At 36.4% G+C, this 22,334-nt stretch carries 21 protein-coding genes and 1 pseudogene; 13 read left to right on the top strand and 9 right to left on the bottom strand.

Annotated elements, in window-relative coordinates; genetic code table 11:
• Positions 1-8 precede the first annotated feature (8 nt).
• From QHT84_RS07480 to QHT84_RS07495, 4 genes are all read right to left on the bottom strand, one after another.
• Positions 9-296 carry a hypothetical protein gene (locus tag QHT84_RS07480; RefSeq protein WP_283238935.1) on the bottom strand — a complete coding sequence of 96 codons (288 nt, stop codon included), beginning with the start codon at positions 294-296 and terminating at the stop codon, positions 9-11.
• 15 nt (positions 297-311) lie between these two features.
• A complete protein-coding gene (locus QHT84_RS07485) occupies positions 312-929 on the bottom strand; it encodes a DEAD/DEAH box helicase (protein WP_283238936.1) in 618 nt (205 codons plus the stop codon).
• A gap of 75 nt (positions 930-1,004) precedes the next feature.
• On the bottom strand, positions 1,005-2,168 hold the full coding sequence (locus tag QHT84_RS07490; protein WP_283238937.1) for a sigma-54-dependent transcriptional regulator: 1,164 nt from the start codon (positions 2,166-2,168) through the stop codon (positions 1,005-1,007).
• Positions 2,169-2,444: 276 nt separating this feature from the next.
• Positions 2,445-2,951: a hypothetical protein gene (locus QHT84_RS07495; RefSeq protein WP_283238938.1), complete on the bottom strand. Its 507-nt coding sequence runs from the start codon at positions 2,949-2,951 to the stop codon at positions 2,445-2,447.
• Between the two features lie 126 nt (positions 2,952-3,077).
• On the opposite strand from QHT84_RS07495, the gene panB reads away from it, so the two are divergent.
• The 7 genes from panB to QHT84_RS07530 all read left to right on the top strand — a co-directional run bounded on the left by panB (position 3,078) and on the right by QHT84_RS07530 (position 13,868).
• Positions 3,078-3,896, top strand: coding sequence for a 3-methyl-2-oxobutanoate hydroxymethyltransferase (gene panB / locus QHT84_RS07500; protein WP_283238939.1), 819 nt, complete (start codon positions 3,078-3,080; stop codon positions 3,894-3,896).
• Between the two features lie 37 nt (positions 3,897-3,933).
• Positions 3,934-4,623 carry an RluA family pseudouridine synthase gene (locus QHT84_RS07505; RefSeq protein ID WP_283238940.1) on the top strand — a complete coding sequence of 230 codons (690 nt, stop codon included), beginning with the start codon at positions 3,934-3,936 and terminating at the stop codon, positions 4,621-4,623.
• An 82-nt stretch (positions 4,624-4,705) separates the two neighbouring features.
• Positions 4,706-6,040, top strand: coding sequence for a hypothetical protein (locus QHT84_RS07510; protein WP_283238941.1), 1,335 nt, complete (start codon positions 4,706-4,708; stop codon positions 6,038-6,040).
• Positions 6,041-6,099: 59 nt separating this feature from the next.
• Positions 6,100-7,431: an aldehyde dehydrogenase gene (locus QHT84_RS07515; protein WP_283238942.1), complete on the top strand. Its 1,332-nt coding sequence runs from the start codon at positions 6,100-6,102 to the stop codon at positions 7,429-7,431.
• Between the two features lie 88 nt (positions 7,432-7,519).
• Positions 7,520-11,479: a PAS domain S-box protein gene (locus QHT84_RS07520; protein ID WP_283238943.1), complete on the top strand. Its 3,960-nt coding sequence runs from the start codon at positions 7,520-7,522 to the stop codon at positions 11,477-11,479.
• 13 nt (positions 11,480-11,492) lie between these two features.
• Positions 11,493-12,350: a KPN_02809 family neutral zinc metallopeptidase gene (gene ypfJ, locus QHT84_RS07525; RefSeq protein ID WP_283238944.1), complete on the top strand. Its 858-nt coding sequence runs from the start codon at positions 11,493-11,495 to the stop codon at positions 12,348-12,350.
• A 162-nt stretch (positions 12,351-12,512) separates the two neighbouring features.
• Positions 12,513-13,868 carry a hydroxymethylglutaryl-CoA synthase family protein gene (locus tag QHT84_RS07530; RefSeq protein ID WP_283238945.1) on the top strand — a complete coding sequence of 452 codons (1,356 nt, stop codon included), beginning with the start codon at positions 12,513-12,515 and terminating at the stop codon, positions 13,866-13,868.
• 108 nt (positions 13,869-13,976) lie between these two features.
• On the opposite strand, the pseudogene QHT84_RS07535 reads toward QHT84_RS07530, so the two are convergent.
• Positions 13,977-14,861, bottom strand: a pseudogene (locus QHT84_RS07535) (YifB family Mg chelatase-like AAA ATPase); the annotation flags it as partial.
• Positions 14,862-14,996: 135 nt separating this feature from the next.
• Here QHT84_RS07535 and QHT84_RS07540 point away from each other — a divergent pair.
• From QHT84_RS07540 to QHT84_RS07555, 4 genes are all read left to right on the top strand, one after another.
• Positions 14,997-16,019 carry a type I restriction enzyme HsdR N-terminal domain-containing protein gene (locus tag QHT84_RS07540; protein WP_283238946.1) on the top strand — a complete coding sequence of 341 codons (1,023 nt, stop codon included), beginning with the start codon at positions 14,997-14,999 and terminating at the stop codon, positions 16,017-16,019.
• Positions 16,020-16,378: 359 nt separating this feature from the next.
• Positions 16,379-16,837: a hypothetical protein gene (locus QHT84_RS07545; RefSeq protein ID WP_283238947.1), complete on the top strand. Its 459-nt coding sequence runs from the start codon at positions 16,379-16,381 to the stop codon at positions 16,835-16,837.
• A 17-nt stretch (positions 16,838-16,854) separates the two neighbouring features.
• Positions 16,855-17,121, top strand: a complete 267-nt coding sequence (locus tag QHT84_RS07550; RefSeq protein WP_283238948.1) for a hypothetical protein — start codon at positions 16,855-16,857, stop codon at positions 17,119-17,121.
• A gap of 250 nt (positions 17,122-17,371) precedes the next feature.
• Positions 17,372-17,788, top strand: a complete 417-nt coding sequence (locus tag QHT84_RS07555) for a hypothetical protein (protein ID WP_283238949.1) — start codon at positions 17,372-17,374, stop codon at positions 17,786-17,788.
• Between the two features lie 9 nt (positions 17,789-17,797).
• Here the strand turns inward: QHT84_RS07555 and QHT84_RS07560 are convergent, their stop codons facing one another.
• On the bottom strand, positions 17,798-18,418 hold the full coding sequence (locus QHT84_RS07560) for a recombinase family protein (protein WP_283238950.1): 621 nt from the start codon (positions 18,416-18,418) through the stop codon (positions 17,798-17,800).
• A 252-nt stretch (positions 18,419-18,670) separates the two neighbouring features.
• Entirely contained in the window at positions 18,671-19,012 is a 342-nt protein-coding gene (locus tag QHT84_RS07565) for a hypothetical protein (protein WP_283238951.1), read from the bottom strand.
• A 436-nt stretch (positions 19,013-19,448) separates the two neighbouring features.
• On the opposite strand from QHT84_RS07565, the gene QHT84_RS07570 reads away from it, so the two are divergent.
• Positions 19,449-19,928, top strand: coding sequence for a hypothetical protein (locus tag QHT84_RS07570; protein WP_283238952.1), 480 nt, complete (start codon positions 19,449-19,451; stop codon positions 19,926-19,928).
• A 193-nt stretch (positions 19,929-20,121) separates the two neighbouring features.
• Positions 20,122-20,433 (top strand): hypothetical protein, encoded by a 312-nt coding sequence (locus QHT84_RS07575; protein ID WP_283238953.1) that lies wholly within the window; start codon positions 20,122-20,124, stop codon positions 20,431-20,433.
• 837 nt (positions 20,434-21,270) lie between these two features.
• Here QHT84_RS07575 and QHT84_RS07580 read toward each other — a convergent pair.
• Positions 21,271-21,489 carry a hypothetical protein gene (locus QHT84_RS07580; RefSeq protein WP_283238954.1) on the bottom strand — a complete coding sequence of 73 codons (219 nt, stop codon included), beginning with the start codon at positions 21,487-21,489 and terminating at the stop codon, positions 21,271-21,273.
• Between the two features lie 5 nt (positions 21,490-21,494).
• The gene (locus tag QHT84_RS07585; protein WP_283238955.1) at positions 21,495-22,271 is read right to left on the bottom strand and encodes a sigma-70 family RNA polymerase sigma factor; all 777 of its coding nucleotides are present in this window, start codon (positions 22,269-22,271) and stop codon (positions 21,495-21,497) included.
• Positions 22,272-22,334: the final 63 nt, after the last annotated feature.

Genomic DNA, 22,334 nt, shown 5'->3' on the forward strand with positions numbered 1-22,334 from the left:
GATTATCATCACTGATACCTAACATAACGGGTAAATTCCAACGTATTCTTGTTCAGCAAGTACAGTTGTCCGAAATAACACCCAACTAAGTAAAACGTATCAAACTGTCTGTTTTTTTGAATCTCAATATTGATATTATTGAGGATAGAGATGTTATCCTCAAAAGCTATCGTATCACCAAGATAAGTGCCGCTCACGTATTCCCATTCACCATTCATACGACCGGGTAAAAACATCAGCCTGTCGATGATAAAAATGAAAAGAAAAAGCGGCCACATTTGGAGTATTTTCTTCATAAAGTTTGATTCGGATTACTCGTCTTCCATTTCAAAAAACAAGGGTTCAATCATGATTTTATCGGCCAACACTTCGACTCTTTCGGTAATTTGACGGCAAAAGAAAAGGCGCTGTGTTTTTTCGACACTCATCGATAAGCGTTGCACTATGGCGTCATGACGCTGACGAAAGAGTTCATCGGCATCATCGATTACAAACATTTTAACCGTATTCATATTGAATCCCGCCGACGAAAACAATGCATTGACACGTGTAGGCGTCCCGATGAGTACATCCATCCCTACCGAAATTTGGTTCTTATCGTAGTCGATATCGCCTTTATCATGAGACCCGATAACACGTAAGTTGGTGTTCTGACCGAAAATCATGAACATTTCAACCATTTCCAATACTTTTTCTTTATCCTCGACCAAAATCAAAGCGCGAGTACTCTCTCCTACCGCTTTTTCCAATCGCTGTATGACATTCAGGACAATCGTGGTGGTTTTTCCGGTGCCCTCGGGCGATTGAATCACCGCATCGGCTCCGCTTTTGATGGTGGAAAATGTTTCCTGTTGCATCTCATTGGCTTCGGTTAACCCGAAATCGGTAAGTGCCTTTTGGAGTTGGGGGTTAATTTTTTTTAGGTTCATTTTTTTTTTAGCTTTTAGCCTGTAGCTTTTAGCTTTTAGCGAAAAAGAAACTCGCTAATCGCTGACAGCTAACCGCTATTTAGACGCAAATAATTTCACATCAGTTTCCGAAATCTCATTACCGCCGAGAATGATAAGTCGTTCCACTACGTTACGCAACTCGCGGATGTTACCGGTCCAATCGTATTCTTGTAATAATTGAATGGCCTCTTTAGAAAATGCTTTGGGTGCATTACCTTGCTCTTCGGCTATTTTTACGGCAAAGTGTTCTATCAATAACGGAATATCATCGCGACGGTCGTTCAAAGCCGGCACTTTGATTAAAATAACCGCCAAACGGTGGTATAAATCTTCTCGAAAACGTCCTTCGGCGATTTCTTTTTTCAGGTCTTTATTGGTGGCCGCAATGACACGGACGTTGATTTTGATGTCTTTGTCGGCGCCGACTCTTTGAATCAAACTTTCCTGCAACGCACGCAGCACTTTGGCTTGGGCCGATAAACTCATATCGCCGATTTCATCCAAGAAAATGGTTCCGCCATCGGCCGCTTCAAATTTTCCGGCGCGGTCTTTTACCGCTGACGTAAAAGCACCTTTTACGTGACCGAACAATTCGCTTTCGATTAATTCGGAAGGAATGGCGGCGCAGTTCACTTCAATCATCGGTGCTGCAGCGCGTTCGCTTTTTTCGTGCAGTTGGTGTGCCACCAACTCTTTTCCGGTTCCGTTGGGTCCGGTGATGAGCACTCGCGCATCGGTTTGCGCCACTTTTTCAATCATTTGTTTGATTTGATTGATAGGTTCGCTTTCGCCTATGATTTCATAGTTTTTGGAAACTTTTTTCTTGAGGATTTTATTCTCTACCACCAATTGCTTTTTATCGAGCGCATTGCGAACCGTGTTCAATAAGCGATTCAAATCGGGTGGTTTGGAGATGTAATCGAAAGCGCCTAAACGCATGGTATTGACAGCGGTCTCCAAATCGCCGTGGCCGGAAATCATGACCATCGGAATTTCGGGTTTGATTTTTTTGACCGCTTCGAGCAATTCTTCGCCGCTCATTTTGGGCATTTTGATGTCGCACAACACCAAATCGTAGTCTTCATTTTTGATTTTTTCAAAACCGATTTTTCCGTCTTCGGCTTCTTCAACGGTATAAGTATCGCTTTCTTCGGTAAGTATTTTGATCAATACTCTTCGAATTTGCGGTTCGTCTTCGATGATAAGTATTTTGGGCATATTTTTTTTATTTCGAGTTTCGGGTTTCGAGTTTCGGGTTAGTTTGCACCAACTATCTCGAATGTTTATAAATGGATTACCTTCTAGCCCTGATTGGAGTGGAAATCCTTTTTTTGTTTTGTCCTTCGACAGGCTCAGGATGACAAAACAAAAAAAGATTGCAACGGAAAGCAGGAATACGGTTAACTTTTGGCCCGAACCCTTCGCTCCCAATCAGTTTCGACAAAAATAAGACAAAATTAGCTTACACAACGGCTATTTTGCATTTCGTGCGTTTTACTGTGCCATCAACAAGGTATAGAATACTTGGCTGTCGCCGGAATTGTCCTGAGCTACGGGATGAAAGAGATACCACAGCAGGAAATCGAGAAGGTAATCAGCCTGGTTTTCTGAGGTAGAAATTTGCGTATAGACAGCGCCGTTTTGCGCTTTTACTCCATACGCGATGCGGTCTCCGGTTGCATCGGTAATGGCGTATTCCGCTAAGGGATTATTCCTTACTTTAAGGTTCAGTTTGGTGTTTTGGTAGTTGAGTTCCATAGTATCGGAGAACCACTTGAGCGGGTATCCTTTGAGGACTGTTTCGCCTTTGCTGTTGGTAATTTCCAATCGGTTTTTCCAGAATCCCTTGCGTTCAATAACGTACAATTGGCCTTCGATATTGGCCATAGCCTTGTTTTTCGACTGTGCGTAGTGCAATTCTAATTCCCCTATTTTTTTGTCACCCACCCAAAAGAAATAGGTATTCGGGTGTACTCTTTTCCAATTGCGTTGTGTTTCCATACTACTTTTTTTGTGCAATTAGTCCGTCACTTCAAAAATAAGTTACAACTTTGCAGCGCACCGGAAACGTATTCCGAAAAATTTTACCATTCCTTTTTATTACCTTTACTTAAAAATAACAGTAGCATGTCGACCGCAAAAAAAGATTACAAAAGAATTACGACTAAGTCCCTATTTGATATGAAAGCTAACGGCGAAAAAATATCGATGCTGACGGCTTATGATTACACGATGGCGAAGATTGTAGATTCGGCCGGAGTGGATGTCATTTTAGTAGGCGATTCGGCCAGTAATGTGATGGCGGGACATGAAACAACCTTACCTATTACTTTGGATCAGATGATTTATCATGCTTCCTCAGTGGTTCGTGGGATTGAACGTGCTTTAGTGGTAGTCGATTTGCCTTTTGGAAGTTATCAGAGTGATCCTAAAGAAGCCTTGCGTTCGGCCATCAGAATCATGAAAGAAAGCGGGGGTCATGCCGTGAAATTGGAAGGCGGAAGCGAAATTAAAGAAAGTATCAAACGCATCCTGAATGCCGGTATTCCGGTCATGGGCCATTTGGGTTTAACACCGCAATCGATATACAAATTCGGAACCTACACTGTTAGAGCCAAAGAAGAAGCCGAAGCGGAAAAACTAATGGAAGATGCTAAATTATTGGAACGAATAGGTTGTTTTGCTTTGGTGCTGGAAAAAATTCCGGCGTCCTTAGCAGAGAAAGTAGCCAAAAGTATCTCGATTCCGGTGATTGGTATTGGGGCCGGCGGCGGCGTTGACGGACAAGTATTGGTATTGCACGATATGATTGGTATGACCCATGAGTTTAGTCCGCGATTCTTACGTCGCTACATGAACTTGTATGAGGACATGACCAAAGCAATCGGACAGTATGTGGACGATGTGAAGTCGCAGGATTTTCCGAATGCGAGTGAGCAATATTAAATCAGATTTGAAAATTTGACGATTTGAAAATTTGAAAATGAAGGAAGTCTCTACTAAAGACAACTTACAGGTTTTACACGAAGACAACCATATTATTGTGGTAAATAAACGCGTGGGTGATATTGTTCAAGGCGATAAAACCGGAGACAAACCCTTGTCGGAAGTCGTTAAAGAATATATTAAGGAGAAATACAACAAGCCGGGTGAGGTGTTTTTGGGCGTGGTGCATCGGTTGGACCGACCTACAACAGGCATAGTGGTTTTTGCCCGTACCAGTAAAGCTTTGACGCGTTTGAATGAACTCTTCAGCAACAGAGAGACGCAAAAAACCTATTGGGCTGTGGTGAAAAACAAACCGCCTCAAGACCACGATACGTTGGTACATTTCCTAAAACGGAATCCGCAAAACAATACTTCTAAAGCGCATTTGAAAGAAGTTCCCGAGAGCAAAAAGGCGAGTTTGGATTATAAAGTCATCGCAGCACTCAACCATTATTTTGCCTTAGAAATCAACTTACATACCGGTAGACACCACCAAATCAGGGCGCAATTAGCGGCTATCGGTTGCCCTATCAAAGGGGATTTGAAATACGGTTTTGACCGCAGTAATCCCGATGGCGGCATTCATTTGCACGCCCGAAAATTGGTTTTCACACATCCGGTTTCCAAAGAAACGTTGAGCCTGGTGGCTCCGGTACCCGATGATGCTATTTGGCAGGCTATCTAAACTAAAATCATTATTTTTACGTTATATTGTAAAGTTAGGGTTTGTATAAACTCGGCTGTTATATCCTTAAATCTATCCTACCATGAAAAAAATCATCTTAATTTTTATGGCTGTCTCCGGACTTTCGGCCACTGCGCAAGAACATTTTTCGGGCATCAGTACTTCCAATCGCGTTGGGGTACTCAACGGTAATTTGAATCCGGCCGAATTGGTGAACCTCAGTAAAAAGTTTGAAGTGACTATTTACGGTCTCAGTTTTAATGTCTCTAATAACAAAATCGGCTTTAGTGATTTTAATTCGGATACCGATTTCGACCAACTCATTTTCCAGGGAACCGAACCGGTAAACGCCCGTATTGATGCCGAAATAATGGGACCGTCTTTGGGGTTGCGTTGGCAAAAATGGGGCTTTGCCATTACCACTAAAGCCTATGCTAAGTTTGACATGGTAGATATTGACCCAACCATCGGGAACGCCATTACCAACGATAATTTAATTTTAAATACTACGTTGTTGGACAACCCCAACAACCAACGATTAAGCGGTACAGCGTATGGGGAATTGGGACTTTCGGCAGCTCGTACATTTTTTGAAAACGATAAACACCAATGGAGTGCGGGAGTTACTTTAAAATTATTATTCCCGGGTTCCTACTCTAACTTTGGTTTAAGCCGGTTAGACGGTACGATTACCCAAAATGCGTTTGGTGCCTTCTTAAGCACTAACCAGCCTGCTACCTTAAATATTGCCTACTCCGGAAGTTTAGCGGATAGTTTTACCAACTTTGACGATTACAGTAAATCTATTTTTGGCGGCTTAAACGGTTTCTCGGGCGATATCGGAATCAATTACCGTTGGAAAAGCGGCAAAGAATACAAAGTCAATGCCGGATTGGCCATACGAAATATAGGAAGCATGACGTTTAAAGACGATAACAATGCTTCAACCAATTATATTTTAAACATCCCTCAAAATGACCCTTTAGATTTAAGTTTGTTTGATGACGTTAATAATTTGAAAGAGGTAGAAACAATTCTGAGGGATAATGGTTATTTAACTGAAATGCCTCAAGAAAAAGATTTTAAAGTAAAATTACCAACCGTTGTATCGACTTACGCTGATTTTCGAATTATCCCTAAATTTTTTGTTACGGCTTACCTACAACAAAAACTAAACGATGACGCCGACAACGAGCAAATTACAGCACCCAATATTTTTAGTATCACTCCACGCGTAAACTTAGGTTTCTTTGAAGGTTATGTACCGGTAACTTTTCACGAAATCTCCGGCACCAATATTGGCTTGGGCTTCCGATTAGGCGGATTTTACTTAGGCACCAGTTCTATGATTAGTGCTTTATTGAGCGACAGCAAACAAGGTGACATTTACACCGGTTTCCGTTGGGCGTTTCTGTAATGTATTATAGTCAATTCTGTTAAAAAAGAAGTATATTAGCCTTATCAATCGTAAGGTTTATGAATTTTAAAACAGATATTGATTATCGGAAACAATCGTTACGGAAACTGTTGACTGTTGTTGAATCAAACGAAAAAAAAATCATCCGGGCTTTGTATGATGATTTTAAAAAACCGGCTTTTGAGAGTATTTTATCTGAAACCGGTTTTGTACTATCCGAATTACAACATACCCTAAAAAACATAGAGCGATGGGCAAAACCCAAAAAGGTTTTACCATCGCTTTTAAACTTTCCTTCTTCCGACACCATTTACAAAGAACCTTACGGTAAAGTGTTAATCATAGCGCCGTGGAACTATCCTTTTCAATTGGCGCTTTGTCCGTTGATAGCCGCCGTAGCGGCAGGGAATCAAGTGGTGGTTAAACCTTCGGAACTTACGCCGCATACCTCCAAAATGATTGCCCAAATTATAGCCGAAACTTTTGACCGGGAACATGTTACTTGTGTGGAAGGCGGCGCTGAAAAAGCTACCGAACTGTTAGCGCAACCCTGGGACTACCTCTTTTTTACCGGAAGTGTCGCTGTTGGTAAAATTGTCGCTAAGGCAGCCGCTACACATTTGACTCCGGTAACCCTGGAACTGGGTGGAAAAAATCCGTGTATTATTGACCAAAGTGCCGACTTGACTTTAGCTGCCAAAAGAATTGTTTGGGGCAAGTTTTTTAATGCCGGGCAAACCTGTATTGCACCGGACTATCTTTTGGTACACCAAAATATCAAATCCGATTTGATTCATTTGATTAAGAAAGAAATCGTAAAAGCTTACGGCGAAAATCAGGAAGTTTCTCCGGATTTTGCCCGGATCATTAATGCTAAAAACTGGAAAAGACAGGTTTCGTTACTACAAGATCAAACGATTCTCTTTGGCGGCAAAAACTCGGAAACCGATTTTTTTATCGCTCCTACATTGATTGACGAGCCCAAGCTCGACAGCCTTCTGATGCAGGAAGAAATTTTTGGACCTATTTTACCCGTTCTAAGTTATCAAAACGAGGAAGATATCCGAAAGGTAATTTCACGGTATGCCAAGCCACTCGCCTTTTATGTTTTTTCAAACAACGAAAAATTTGCAAAAAAGACAATGGCTTCCTACGAATTTGGCGGCGGTTGCTGGAACGACACCATGATCCATTTTGCCAACAAAAGGTTGCCTTTCGGAGGCGTAGGCCAAAGCGGTATGGGTGCTTACCATGGCCGGCTGGGATTTGACACTTTTTCGCATCAAAAGGCAGTGGTTCGAAAAGCCAATTGGCTCGATATTCCCATTCGTTATGCTCCTTATCAAGGGAAAGAAAAATTCTTAAAAAAAATACTGAATTGGCTTTCATAAATAGTGTGAATGTCAATTTTTTGTGTATCTTGAGGACGTAAATTTTAACCTCTAAATCCAATTGTTTAATTGATAAAATCTACTCTCATTGAATTCGTTGTTTTCATTTACGCATATCAATAGTTATGTTATCATCGCTTTATTGTTAACCATTTTAGGCTTACTGTATGTAACTGTGAACAAAACACTACAAAAAAGAATTAATTTCAACAACAAATCGCTGGAATTTGAACCTAAAGAAGAGCAATTCAGAGTTTACTTTCTCTTTTTCGGTATTACCATTCCGCTGGTAGAGACTATTGTTGATGTATTTAAACTCCGAACAACCCATCACTTAGACATTAACTTTTCGGTGGGCGCTTTTTTGATATTATTTTATTTTTTATCGGGTAAATACCCTTATTTCCAAAAAAACATTTCCACCATTTTCACCATTTTTTATTTTTCGTATTTCTGTTTTATCAGTTACAATTTATTTTTTGAGCCTTTTGAGTTAATCTCATACGTTGCTTTCATCATTGCCTTTTTCCTTTCCTACTTTGTGATAAAAAACATTGTGCATTATTGGGGTTTTTTAATCCTGATTTTTTTGTTTTTGATTTACAGTTACCATGCCCAATGGTTAGAATCTAAAATGATTATTTTGCTTTTTTGTACCACAATTTCAACGGTAGCTATTCATATTTCAAGACATTTAGCGCTGTTAGAAACGAAAAACAGGTTTCTTTTTTCGGATATCATCGTAAACAATGGAAATTCGATTATCATGACAACCAACAAGAAAGGTGAAGTTTCTTTTTGCAGCCAATCCATTGAAGCCATTTTAGGCTATCGAGCCGAGGAAATTTTGGGAATGAATTATTGGAAACTAACCGAAGATCCCGAATTTATAGGAGAAGACTACCATAACAGTTTTATCGATGAACGTTCTTATGTTCGCAAACTAAAATGCAAAAACGGAGAGTATAAATTCATTCAATGGAAAGATAAAAAATATTCAGATGATGTCATTATCGGAATTGGACAAGATGTAACAGAACAAGTTAAAATAAAAGACCGATACCAAAGTTTGATCGAATCGGCCGCCGATTTTATCTATGAAATTGATAATAATGCCATTGTTACGTATGTGAATCAGTTTGCCGTTAAAACGCTAGGATACGATAAAGAAGATATCTTGGGAAAGAAATTCACCGATTTTATTAGAAACGACTATTTAGAGTATGTGGTCGATTTCTATAAAGAAATACCACTAGAAACGCATGAGTACACCGATTTAGTCTTCCCGCTATTGAAAAAAGACCGAGATTCGGTTTGGGTGTCCCAAAAGGTAACTTTAAAAACAAACGAATCTGGTGAAATCACCGGGTTTTCAGCTATTGCCAGAGATATTACTTTGGTTAAAAATCTCGAAATAGAACATTACAACCGTAGTAAAAAAGTCAGGATTCACAATGAAACTTTAAAAATATTAACCTCCCAAAGTTATTCCAACAAAGATACATTTAACGGAATTCTAAAAAACATACTCAAAGTAGCCGCCACCAATTGCGGAATAGACCGCGTGGGCTATTGGTCCTATTTACCCGAAGGTGTAAAGTGTGAGAATATTTATTACTTGCAAAGCGATCGCTTTGAGAAAAACTTTTTTATGGCTCGTGAGAGCTATCCTGTATATTTCGGCCATCTGGAAACCGGTATGCAAATCGTGGCTTCTAATGTGTACAACAACAGTATAACCGAAGAACTTTGTTACGAGTATTTTCCTAAAAACAATATTAAATCGTTACTCGATACGCCTATTTTTATCAATGGAAAAATCATTGGGATACTGTGTTTCGAAAAAACAGAAAATGCGGTGGAATGGGATAATGAAGATATTAATTTTTCACGTTCCATAGCCGATTTAATAGCCATTGCCATCGAATCGCAATTGTTATTGGAATCCGACAAAAAGCTTTCCTACAAGAGTGAAATCCTGACCGTAATCAGCAAAAATTTTGACAAATTTTTACTTCAAAAAAATTCCGATGACATCCTGAGAGGCATTTTAAATGAGATTGGAAATGTGTTGAAAGTAGATCGGATTTCATTTTTTGTTTTGGATGAAAAAACCCAATTATATTATCAAAAACAACGATGGCTATCTTCAGAAAACGGATTTGCCGAACCCAACCCGGCACTACAGGGATTGAGTCCGGAATTATTGGATTTTGTGTTGAAAAACATGACCAAAAATTATTTTTACTCTGCTATCGTCAGAAAAATTAAGGATGAACCCACCAGAGCGTTCCTGAAAAATTTAGATTCTAAATCAATCTTATTTTTGCCGATAGTAGTCAAAAACAACATGAACGGATTCTTAGTTTTTGATGATACTACTCAAGAAAGAGAGTGGACTATTGATGAGATTACCATCCTGCAATCGTTGTCTAATAACATTGCCTCGGCCTTTGAGCGAAATATCAACGAAGCCATTATTAAAGAGAGTGAAGAACGATTCCGACTCTTGGCCAATAATATTCCGGGAACGGTTCACTTGTCTAAATACGATGAAAAGTGGTCAAAAATTTACCTCAACGATGAAATTGAAAAATTAACCGGATATCCCAAAGAAGATTTTTTACAAGGCAAAATTTTCTATATCGATTTGGTGCATCCCGACGACATTGAAACCGTTAAAAAAAGAGCCGGCGAACTATTTAAATTGAAACAAAAAATTCATCTCATCTACCGAATTATCAATAAAAACGGACAGTACATTTGGGTGGAAGAGTTTGGAGAACCTATTTTTAAAGAGGACGAGATTGAATATATCGTAGGTATCTTTATCGATATTACCCAACGCATGGAAGCGGAAGAAGCCATCAAGGCCAAAAATTATGCTGAAGCCGCTAACCGCGCCAAATCGGAATTCCTGGCCAATATGAGTCATGAAATCCGAACACCGCTTAATGGTATTATTGGTTTTACCGAACTGTTGATGCACACCAATCTTGAAAGCATCCAAAAAAAATACATGGATACCATCAATCAGTCGGCTAACTCATTGATGGAAGTTATCAATAACATCCTAGACTTTTCCAAAATCGAATCGGGAAAATTAGAGCTTAACATTGAAAAAACCAATATTTCAGAAGTTTTACACCAAGTCATCGATTTGGTGCGATACGAAGCCAATCATAAAAAATTAGAACTGTCGCTCAACATTCATTCCAAGGTACCGAAATATATCTGGATTGATTACATTCGATTAAAACAAGTCTTGATTAATTTGTTGAGTAATGCCGTCAAATTTACCGAAAAAGGCACCGTTGAATTATCGGTTTCCGTTTTTAAAACCATCAATAACGATACCATTCAATTGCAGTTTACCGTTAAAGACACCGGTATCGGTATCAAGAAAAGCAATCAACTTAAAATTTTTGAAGCTTTTTCACAAGAAGACAATTCGACCTCCAAAAAATTTGGCGGTACCGGACTCGGATTAACGATTTCGAATCAGTTACTGGGCTTAATGAACAGTCATCTGGAATTGGAAAGCGAGCCTAACAAAGGCAGTGAATTCAGTTTTATTCTTGAAGTGAAATATGCCGACCAGAGTACTGATTCTTTTAATAACAAGGATGCTGCACTAAAGACAACTCAAAAAAACAGTGTTCTCACCCATGATAAAAAACTGGTGTATATTGTAGAGGACAATAAGATTAATATGTTGTTGGCCAAAACATTAGTCAAACAAATTTTACCCAATGCCGAGGTGGTGGAACTTGAAAATGGTAAATTAGCGTTGGAGAAAGTGCAAACAGCACTACCCGATTTGATTTTGATGGACATTCAAATGCCGGTAATGAATGGTTACGAATCTACTGAAGCCATTCGGAAACTACCGGATACCAACAAAATACCGATTATAGCGCTAACAGCCGGAACCGTGGTTGGTGAAAAGGAAAAATGTATCGAACACGGCATGAACGATTACATTCCGAAACCCATTGACAAAGAACTTTTAGGAAAAATTATAGCCGATTTACTACAGTTAAACTAACAACCGAACCGTTATGAAATGGGAAAAACAAAACAGTGACCAATTTGAAGACCGCCGTGGTATGTCGGGCGGGCGGAAAGCGCTTCTGGGTGGTGGTGCTTTAGGTATCATTATTTTATTGCTCAATATGTTCGGCGGACAAACCGGACAAACCATTGGGAACATCCTGGAACAAACCCAAGGAACCGGAACGTCAACTGAGGCAACGCCAACCCGAGAATTATCGGCGGCAGAAAAAGAACTGGGCGATTTCGCCGAATCTTGCTTTGTATACAATAACGAAACTTGGACAAAGATTTTTCAGGAAAACGACCTGAATTTCAAAGAGCCCGGTATGGTATTATTTGATGACGGCGTGAATACGGCTTGCGGCAGCGCAACGGCAGCAGCCGGACCTTTTTACTGTCCGGGTGACCAAAAAATTTATATGGATTTGCGTTTTTTTGAAGAACTCAAAACCCGATTTGGTGCCCAGGGCGGCGACTTTGCTATTGCCTATGTAATTGCTCACGAAATGGGACATCATTTGCAAACCCTGCTCGGAACTTCGGGCAAAGTTCGCCAATTGCAACAGGGAAAAAGCGAAAAAGAAGCCAACAAACTCTCCGTTTGCTTAGAATTACAAGCCGATTTTTATGCCGGCGTTTGGGCGCACTACAATAAAAATCTTTTGGAAGAAGGCGATATAGAAGAAGCTTTGAGTGCCGCGAATGCGGTGGGAGACGATGCCATACAGCGTAAAATGCAGGGCCAAGTGGTACCCGACAGTTTTACGCACGGTACCTCCGAACAACGGATGGAATGGTTTATGAAAGGGTATAAAACCGGTGACATGAACCAAGGTGACACTTTTTCTGTCTTGTTAGATTAAAAAACTCATAATTTTTTTTCGCTAAATTCACAATTCTGAAATTTAAAAACCGATTTATTATCATAATCACAAATCGTTTTTTAAGTGCTTATTTTAAAGGTAATTTCAACGCTATTTGAAATTGCCTTTTTTACTTTTGTGTGTCAAAAAAAGAAAGCACCCATGAAAGTAGGCATCGACAGCATCGCATTTGATATCCCGAAACTCTATCTCCCTATTTCGGTTTTAGCTGAAAACAGAGGTATTGAAACCGACAAACTCACTAAAGGATTGGGCTTGTTGAAAATGAGTTTTCCCGATGTACATCAGGATGTGGTAACGATGGCATCCAATGCCACTTTATCATTAATCCAAAGAGAGAATATCAATCCTCATGACATCAGCCGCATTTATGTAGGCACCGAAAGCGGTGTAGACAGTTCCAAGCCGGTGGCTTCCTATGTTTTATCGAATTTGGAAGGTGTTTTAGGAAAAGGCAGTTTCAGAAATTGTGATGTGGTCGATTTGACCTTTGCCTGTATCGGAGCGGTAGATGCCTTACAGAATTGTTTGGATTACGTTCGGTTAAACCCAACCAAAAAAGCAATTGTTGTGGCATCTGATAATGCCAAATACGATTTAGAATCTACCGGAGAATATACGCAAGGCGCGGGAGCTATCGCCATGCTTATCACTTCGGAACCCCGAGTTTTAAGTTTTTCCGAAAAAGTCGGCGTAGCCACCGAAGGCGTATTCGATTTTTTCAAACCCAGAAGAACAGTCCAAAAAGAAGCGCTACTATCCTCATCCGACAACACGGAATGGTTCGGTGTTACAGAGAATGAAATTTCTATTTACAAAGAACAACCCGTTTTCGACGGACAGTATTCGAATCAATGTTATATCCATCGCATCACTGAAGCGTATGAACATTATAAAAAGGAAAGTGAGCAAAGCGGAAAATTGTATGAGCAATGGGCGGCCATATTGATGCATCTTCCCTATTGTTATCAGGGCAGACGAACCTTTATCGACATTTTTGCACAGGAAAATCCCGCAATGTTAAACGCGCAATCGGGCGATACGGTGAAAGATAAAATGAAAGCTTTAGCGAAAAGTACGGAGTATTTGAACTTGATACACCAAAAAATTCAACCTTCCGAAATCGCATCCGGGCAAATCGGGAACATCTATACCGGTTCGATTTTCTTGGGATTGTTATCGACGTTGTGTTACCATTACCAACAAAATTCCGAATTAACCCATCAAAATTTGGGATTTATTGCCTATGGCAGCGGCTCCAAATCAAAAGTATTTGAAGCTACTGTGGAGGCCGAATGGAAAACGGTAATTCAAAAAGTAACCCTTTTTAAAGCCTTATCTCAAGCTACTGCCATCGATTTTACCACCTATGAAAAACTGCATAAAAAAGAACTGAAATCATCGGTAATTGTTCCCAAAGTAGAATTTTATCTGGATTCCATAGAAACAGAAAATCCGGTCTTGGTTGGCGCCCGGTATTATAAATACAGCAAGTAGTAATGTGTCCCTAACTGTCCATGACTGAGACTGAGACTGAGACTGAGACTGAGACTGAGACTGAGACTGAGACTGAGACTGAGACTGAGACTGAGACTGAGAACTAAATCACCCCAACCAACCTTCTCTGTCCAAACTTCGATATTGTATCGCCTCAGCGATGTGAGCGGAATTTATATTAGGAGTTTCCTCTAAATCGGCTATGGTTCGAGCCACTTTCAAGATACGGTCGTACGCCCGAGCCGACAAATTCAGTCGCTCCATCGCGGTTTTGAGTAATTGTAGCGAAGCATCGTCTAAAGCGCAATATTTTCGTATGTGTTGGGTATTCATTTGCGCATTATAATGGATGGAATCATAAGCCTCAAAACGTTGGGCCTGAATTTCCCGCGCCTTGGTCACCCGAGCTCTGATGGCAATACTGCTTTCGGACAGTCGACTCTCGGTAAGTTTTTCAAAGGGAACGGGCGTCACTTCAATATGGATATCTATCCGGTCGAGTAATGGGCCTGAAATTTTACTCAAATAGCGTTGCATTTCAGCCGGTGAGGAGCTGAGCGGTACGGCAGGATCGTTAAAGTAGCCACTCGGACTCGGATTCATACTGGCGACCAACATAAAAGAAGACGGATAGGTAATGGTAAATTTGGCTCGTGAAATAGTCACTTCCCGGTCTTCCAAAGGTTGACGCATCACCTCCAATACTTCTCTTTTAAACTCGGGCAACTCATCTAGAAATAAAACCCCGTTGTGCGCTAACGATATTTCTCCCGGTTGCGGATAACTGCCACCGCCTACTAATGAAACCGAACTCGCCGTGTGATGCGGACTCCGAAAAGGTCTTTGGCGCAGCAAACCTACTTCCTTAATTTTTCCCGCTACACTGTGAATTTTGGTGGTTTCCAACGCTTCTTGAAGTGTCATGGGAGGCAAAATACTCGGCAATCGTTTGGCTAACATGGTTTTTCCGGCACCGGGCGGACCGATTAAGATACAAATAGGTAACGATTAGAAGTTATCAACAAAATGAAAATTATTTGATTTTCAAATCGAAAATTATATTGCACATATATATTTTCTGATTAATTGAATAAATTTTTATATTTGAAATACTAATCCCACCAAAAAATGAGTTCAGTTATTATCCCTAAACAAGCCGTTACACAATTAAGAAAATTATTAGATAACTTCAAACTTGCCGAAGCAATTGAATTAAGCACAAATGAAGCACAAACAAGAAAGTTTCTTATTGAACCATTCTTTCATTTCTTGAATTATCAATCAACCGATTTAATTCCAGAATTCAATGCTGATTTTGGTGATAGAGTTAGTCAGAAAGTTGATTATGCAATCAAGATAAATAAAAAGGAATTCATACTTGTTGAAGCAAAAAAACAAACCAGCAAATTAACAGATAAAGAAGCTGGTCAATTAAATGGTTATTTCGGCAACACAAAAAATTCAAAGATTGCTATACTTACAAATGGAATTGAATACAGATTTTTTTCAGATGTAGTTGAACCAAATCTGATAGACAGCAAACCATTCTTCACATTCAAGTTGAATGATTATAATGACAATGATTTAGAAGCCTTAATCAAATTCGATAAGCGTTTTATTAATGTTCAATCAATTATCAAATCAGCACAAGATATTGTTTTCGTAGAAAGCTTTGAAAATGCGTTCTTCAAAGAACTGGTTGCACCTTCTAAAGACTTTTTGAAAATCATACATAAGAATATGACTTTCACCACCAAGTTCAATGAAGAAACACAAGGTAAAATGATTAACCTTATCAATTCACCTTTTCTAAAATGTATGTATGATAAAAAGGTATTACTTGAATCAACATCAAATTCACAAGGTGTTATAACAACTGAATCAGAAATTCAAGCATACCACACAATAAGAACGCTGCTTATACAAAATAAGAAAATCCCAAAAGAAAGAATTGGGTTCAGAGATTTTAAAGGTTTCTTCAATATTCAAGTTGATGACAGTTCTAAGAAGGTAATTTGTAAGTTAATGTTCAATACAACTTCAATGAAAATTGCAATTGATAATAATGAATATATACTTGAACACATTGATGACTTACTTAAGTATAAGAATGAGCTTACAAACCGAGCAATGCTGCTTTTAGAAAACTAAAATTTTTTTTGATAAAAAATATCACCATTTTCACTAAGATTTCAATTTAATTTTCAAAATCCATATCATAATTTGATGTGGATTTTTTATATTTTATAAATTTCAATATTTCCTAACAGAACAATCAAATTACTGTTATACAATATTTTAACCTCTCTATATGTTCGATAAAAAGTGGTCATTAAATTTAATGACCGCTTTGCATTATTATCAACAGTCATTTAATTTAATTGCGTTATTCTCATAAGTGATTAAATTAAATGAGTGTATTGTCAATGAAATTAATATTTTTTTGCGAATAATTTGGTTGGTACTTTTTTTTGGTTATAAATTTGCACCGAATTTTAAAAATAACAACTATGAACTTGTATCACTACACAACAGAATTAAAAATTAATGAGATTATCAACAGCGGTGTAATTAATCTTTCACACGCTAATGTTTACCTAAAAAGAGAAAAAGCTTGTGCTTGGGTTTCATCAAACCCAGTTTGGGAAAATACAGCATCAAAACAAGTACTTGATGAAAATGGAAATATAGTTAGTTTAACTTTTGAAGAACAAGCAAAATCACTTGGTTGTGCCAGAATTAAGGTTAAACCAAATTCCTTCTATACTTGGGCAAAATTGAAACATCTTGCAAAAATGGATTTGTTTATTGCCAAACGAATGGAAATTGTTGGAATTGAATTAGGTGCAAAACCAGAAGAATGGTTTGGTAGTCTTTATCCAATTCGTAAAGAAAATTGGGAAAAGATTGAAGTATTTAGAGATGGTGAATGGGTTGAATATTCAGATGTAAAATTACTTGTTCATTAAATCAAAATAATAATCTTATGCAAAGAAATTTTCGTATTCAAATTGAAGATAACCCAGTAATCTATATTGTAACAATTAGCCAAAATGAAGATGGTTATCTTGGTTATTATAGAGTAATTAATGAAGAACTTGCGTTGAAAGTATTCAGAGGATTTGAAACAATAGAATCTTTATTTTCACAAATCAGAAATGATGTGAATCAAAATATTGGTAGGATAATTAATGTTCAAGAAACTTTTCTTGAACCACTACCAGAAAGAACAATTAGATTCCTTTCTAATTGATATAAATTAATTGGTTTTAACACTAAAAGGGTATCTTGATTGATACCCTTTTTTTTATGGTGTTTAATTCGGGAATTACACACTATTCAATTCTCGAATCACACACTTTAAATATTAGTTTACAATACTTTAATAGTTGAAGATTTCAACTTTTTTTTTATGACCAAATAAATCATTAAATTTGATAAATACAATTGTTGGAATTTTTAGGTATTTAAAGCAATATTAGAACTTTACAAAAATTTAAAAAATGAAGAAATCATTAGTTATTTTATTTTTACTTGTTAGCTTTTCTGGGTTATCTCAAACAAGAATATTCATTGGTCAAACCACCAGAACAATTTATACATTTTACAAGGAACAAGGTTACAATATTGGATTCTATAATTACAAACAAGTTGGCGGCATTTCACAATATCTAATCCTATTAACTGATGATTATAAAGTTACTTTCTATTATAATGAAAAAACAAATATTTGTTATTCTCAAACACTAGAATTTTTCAATAAAGAAAGTTACTTCAAAGCTTGTGATGCCTATAAAATTTCAGATGTTTACAAAGAAAGTAAAGTTGTAATTAATAACAAGAAATATAGAATTGTTACAATGCAAGTACCAAGTGCAAAAGTTGGTATGAGTGATATGATATTGATTAATAAAATTTAAAAGGGTATCTTAACTGATACCCTTTTCTTTTTGTCTATCCATTGCCGCTTTAACCTTCTGAACAGTTCCAAGACTAACATCACATAACTTAGCAATATTTCTTAAACTGTTTTTACTTGATTTCAATTCTTTTACGACACTTTTATACTTCTGTAGTATATCAGCATCACTTGCACTAGGTTTGTTTCTTTTGCCGCTGAATTTGCCTTGTGCTTTGGCTATTGCAATACCTTCTGCTTGGCGTTCCCTTATTGCTTCACGTTCCATAGAACTTACATTTGCCAGTACATCTGTAATCATCTTAAAAATTGGGTTAGCCTTACCATTAACCAATGATTCAAGATTACCCAGATTTTCAATTTTAACTGTCACACCTTGTTCAGTTAACCAATTCAAAGTATGTTGAATATCAAAGCTGTTTCTACCTAATCTATCAACGCTTGATACTGTTATAAAATCAATTTCTTTGGCTTGTACAGCACTTAATAACACTTTACCTTGTTCACGGTCAGCAAATGGAATTGCACCGCTACAAACGTCTATAAATAGTCTTTCATCTGGGTGTGCTTTGGCTAGCTGTCTTGCATTGTTTTGGGTTAAGCTGGAAACCCTAATATAACGTGCTTTCATAATTAGAATTGGTTAAGGGTTATTTGAAGTATTCTATCTCGGCAAATAAGATTGCCAACTTTCAAATTAAGCTTGATGGCTTTCTTGTAGGCATATAGATAAATTTCTTGTTCTGGTGTTTGCTGGTTGAAGATAAAGTAATATGTTCCGCTATCTTCATAGGATTCAATTAATGATTTCATTTGTAGTTTGGTTTAATGGTTTAAAATTGAAATAACCACCGATTTTAAGAACCAAGTTTCAAACTACTTATTATTTATAATCTTCAATGTATTCAATATCCTTATCTATCAATTCTTGCAGCTGGTCAAAGTAAACCTCGTGCTGCTCTTTCTTGATAGTCTTACCAGCTTCTAACAAGTAGTAACTGTAAGTATCGTTCCAAGCTAAAACTATGAGAACCCAACCCTTGTGATGGTGTCCGTTAACATACATTAGCAAACCTTTATTCTTGTAGTTTAATAATCTTTCTACACCCCAAGACCAATAAACTGGCTTGTTATATTGGGATAGAAGTTGAACAGTTTCGTTGGTGTCAAAATCCCTTTGGCACAATGTTTCGATTGTATCGAAATTTTTAATTAACTTTGTCATACGTTTATATGAATTAGTTTCATCTGAAACTGGTTCTTAAAATCATTAGGGTGTTCGTAGCACCCTAATTTTTTTGGTGGTATTTCAATATTTCAAATAACTTGTTGTTCCCTTCATTTGAACAAGACAAATCTACAAATAAGTTTTAATGTATGCAAATAAAGTATACTTTATTTTTGATACATTTTAAAAATATTTTCTAATGAATTTGCTGGGTTGAAAGTGTGCTAAATGACACCACCTTATTTTCATACACTCTTATTCTTTTTTGATTCCGAATTAATGTGATGAATTGCCGCTATAATGTGGTGATTCTGGGATGGCTTTTTTTGTTGGGAAATAATTATGGGGATTCGCCTATTCTAATAAAAATAAACGAATTGAATTAATACAAGATTAATATATTTTTGATATTTTTATATGAAAAATATTATGTATGTCAAATACTGAAACAAAGGAAAATATTAATATCAGCCAAATTAGCATTGAACGTCACAAAAGAGTATGGGAAGCATTATTTTATGCACATCAAAGAATGGATATTTTAATTATAACTATATCTGGAGCTGGCATATATGTAAGTCTAGAAGCAATGAAGTATTTTCACGAAAAAAACATTGAAATTTTACCTTCGTTAAAAATTGGGTCTATTTTTTTTGTAGTATCAATAATATTCAACTTTATAGCACAAAAACTATCTAGTAAAGTACATTTTTACGATTATCAAATTTATGATATAGAAGTAACTTGTGAAGTAAAATGTATAGATTCAAATGAATACAAAAAAATACTTAAAAAGTTAAATAAGAAATCCAAGAGAACTGATAAAGAAAACAAGGCTTTTAACAGATTAAGCATTGTTTCAATGTTTCTTGGGTTAATTTATCTTATATATTTCTTTGTAACTACTTTTTAACTGGGTTAACTGGTATTCTGGGTAAACTCTTTTCTTCTCTTAATGGTGTAGATGGGTGTGATGGTTGTGGTGTTGATGGTTTTGATGGTTGTGGAGTTGATGGTTTTGATGGTTGTTTTTCAGAATTCATATAATTTGAATTAAAATATTAATTGTAGTTTTACTTAAAAACAAATGTAATAATCTTATAAATATGAAAACATTTTTTTTACAAATCAGTGATTACGAATCACAAAGGGATACCAATGATTATTTATTAATGTTTGGTGTAATTATTTTTTTATTTATTCTTGGTGTATTTATTACAAGGGCAATTTTCAGTATTCCAAGATTTTTGAAATATCAAAAAGCCCAAACATTTTTATTATTAAGGATTGCAAAAAACAACGGTTTAACCGATTATGAATATAAACTAATTAAAGATTTAATCAATCCAGATGAATCATCAAGAATTGGTGAAGTAAAAGTTAGTGAACTTCTTAAGGACTTAGATAATAATATTTAAATTTACAATTAAATGTACATTCTTTTCAAGAATCATTTATACAATTAATTCAGTATTTGGTATAATATATTTATCCTAAATTATTAACATAGATGTATATTTGAATACAAAAGTATTTATATTTGTACAACTTAAAACAGAAAAGACCTATTAGAATTTCTAATAGGTCTGTTTTAAACTAAAGATAAATAAGTGTTACCTGAAAAGCTTCCTTATTTCTCTCACAGCTTTTGCAAACGCCATAAGTAAAAATGCAAAAGCCAATAATTCTAAAATTCCGTATGTCATTGGAATATTAATTAGGTGTTAAACAATACATCTAAATTCATAAAGTCAAGAATTGCCGTTCTTGGCTTTTTTGTTTTCAGATGGTGTAGGCTCGTCCTACATTTCTTAAAATTTGTCTTCTCAAAGATACTTTATAGGAAACTAATTCAAAAAGTTTTTTATTAACATTAGCGGCTGTATTTTCGCTTGCGCAAAAGGGTTAAAAACCTCTAAACTAAGTTAGTTTACCCATAATGGATAGTATTTTTATCCTTTCAAACAGTATTTTCTAAATTTCGCAAAATCAGCTTCCTTGCTGCGAATGTTAATAAGTCCGTTATCATCCCATTGTCTAATTGACGGTATAAAATAAAAATGGAATAATTTTTATTCTAACTGAACAAATATCTGTAATAAAGTTGAATTGATTTGCTTCCAATTGTAGGCGGAATAAAATGTACCACACTAAGTAATTTTGGGTATCATTTTATTAGATATTCTGATAAAGAAATACAAATTTAAGGGTTATCATTGAAATGTACAAAAGTGTTACATTGTTTGTTATTAGCATCATTTTTGCATCTGAATGATAATCTGTTCAATTCGTTTGGTTGATAGTTCAAAATCATCTGATAGCATTATATACTTCATTTCTTTGTTTTGTATATCGATGTTATTGAATGCTTCATAAATTTCAATATCTCTTATCACTTGATAGCTTAATATACCAGCCTTAACAAACTGGTATAACACATCTTCATTCTTCTTTAATAATTCGTATCTGGTCATTTCAATTATTCATTATTTAAAATCTTTTTTAGGCTTTTAAGTGCTTTTCTTTTTAGGTCACCAATGTTCTGTTTGGTCACACCAAGTCTTTTTGCCATTTCTGTATCAGATATTTTTGTTGTTCCGATTCCGAATACATTGATGATGATTTCTCGATGTGATTCCTTCAATTGATTCAAAGCTGATTCAATGGTGAGTTTTGTTTGTTCTTGTTCTGATATTAAGTCGAACTGGGTTAATGTATCTTGAACATCAATATCATCATCAATCTTAACAAATTGTGCTTGTTTAAAGTAATCGCTGATTTGGTCTTTTGAAAACAGATTCATTGCTTCCAAATCATTTTGTGTCATTGGTCTGTGATTCTTTTGAAGAAAATCATTTGCAACCTTATTGATTTGGTATTCACTTCTGTATACATTCAATGGAATTCTAACATTTTGGATGTTGGTTAGAATGTATGTGCTTATTGTTCTTTTGATGGATATTCCAGCGTAATAACTGAATTTAACATCCAGTTCTAATTTGTAATTTTTAACGGCATTGATAAGACCAACGTTACCTTCACTAATCAAATCATCATAATCGATGTTCTCATATTTTTCAACCTCTTTATAAAATTGTTTGGCATAATAAACCACCAATCTTAGGTTTGATGTTATTAGGGTTTCATAGGCTTTTTGGTCACCATTTTGATAATCTTTAAACAGTTGTTGAGTTTCTTCTTCTGTTAGCTGTTTTAGTTTAGATAAGTCTTTGTAATAGTTTTGATTTAATCTCACTTCATAGGCATATTATATAAATGTTATTCTATTTATAAATATGTCAGAAAATCAAAAAGTACA

The sequence above is a fragment of the Flavobacterium sedimenticola genome, assembly GCF_030053345.1.
Classification (GTDB): Bacteria; Bacteroidota; Bacteroidia; order Flavobacteriales; family Flavobacteriaceae; genus Flavobacterium; species Flavobacterium sedimenticola.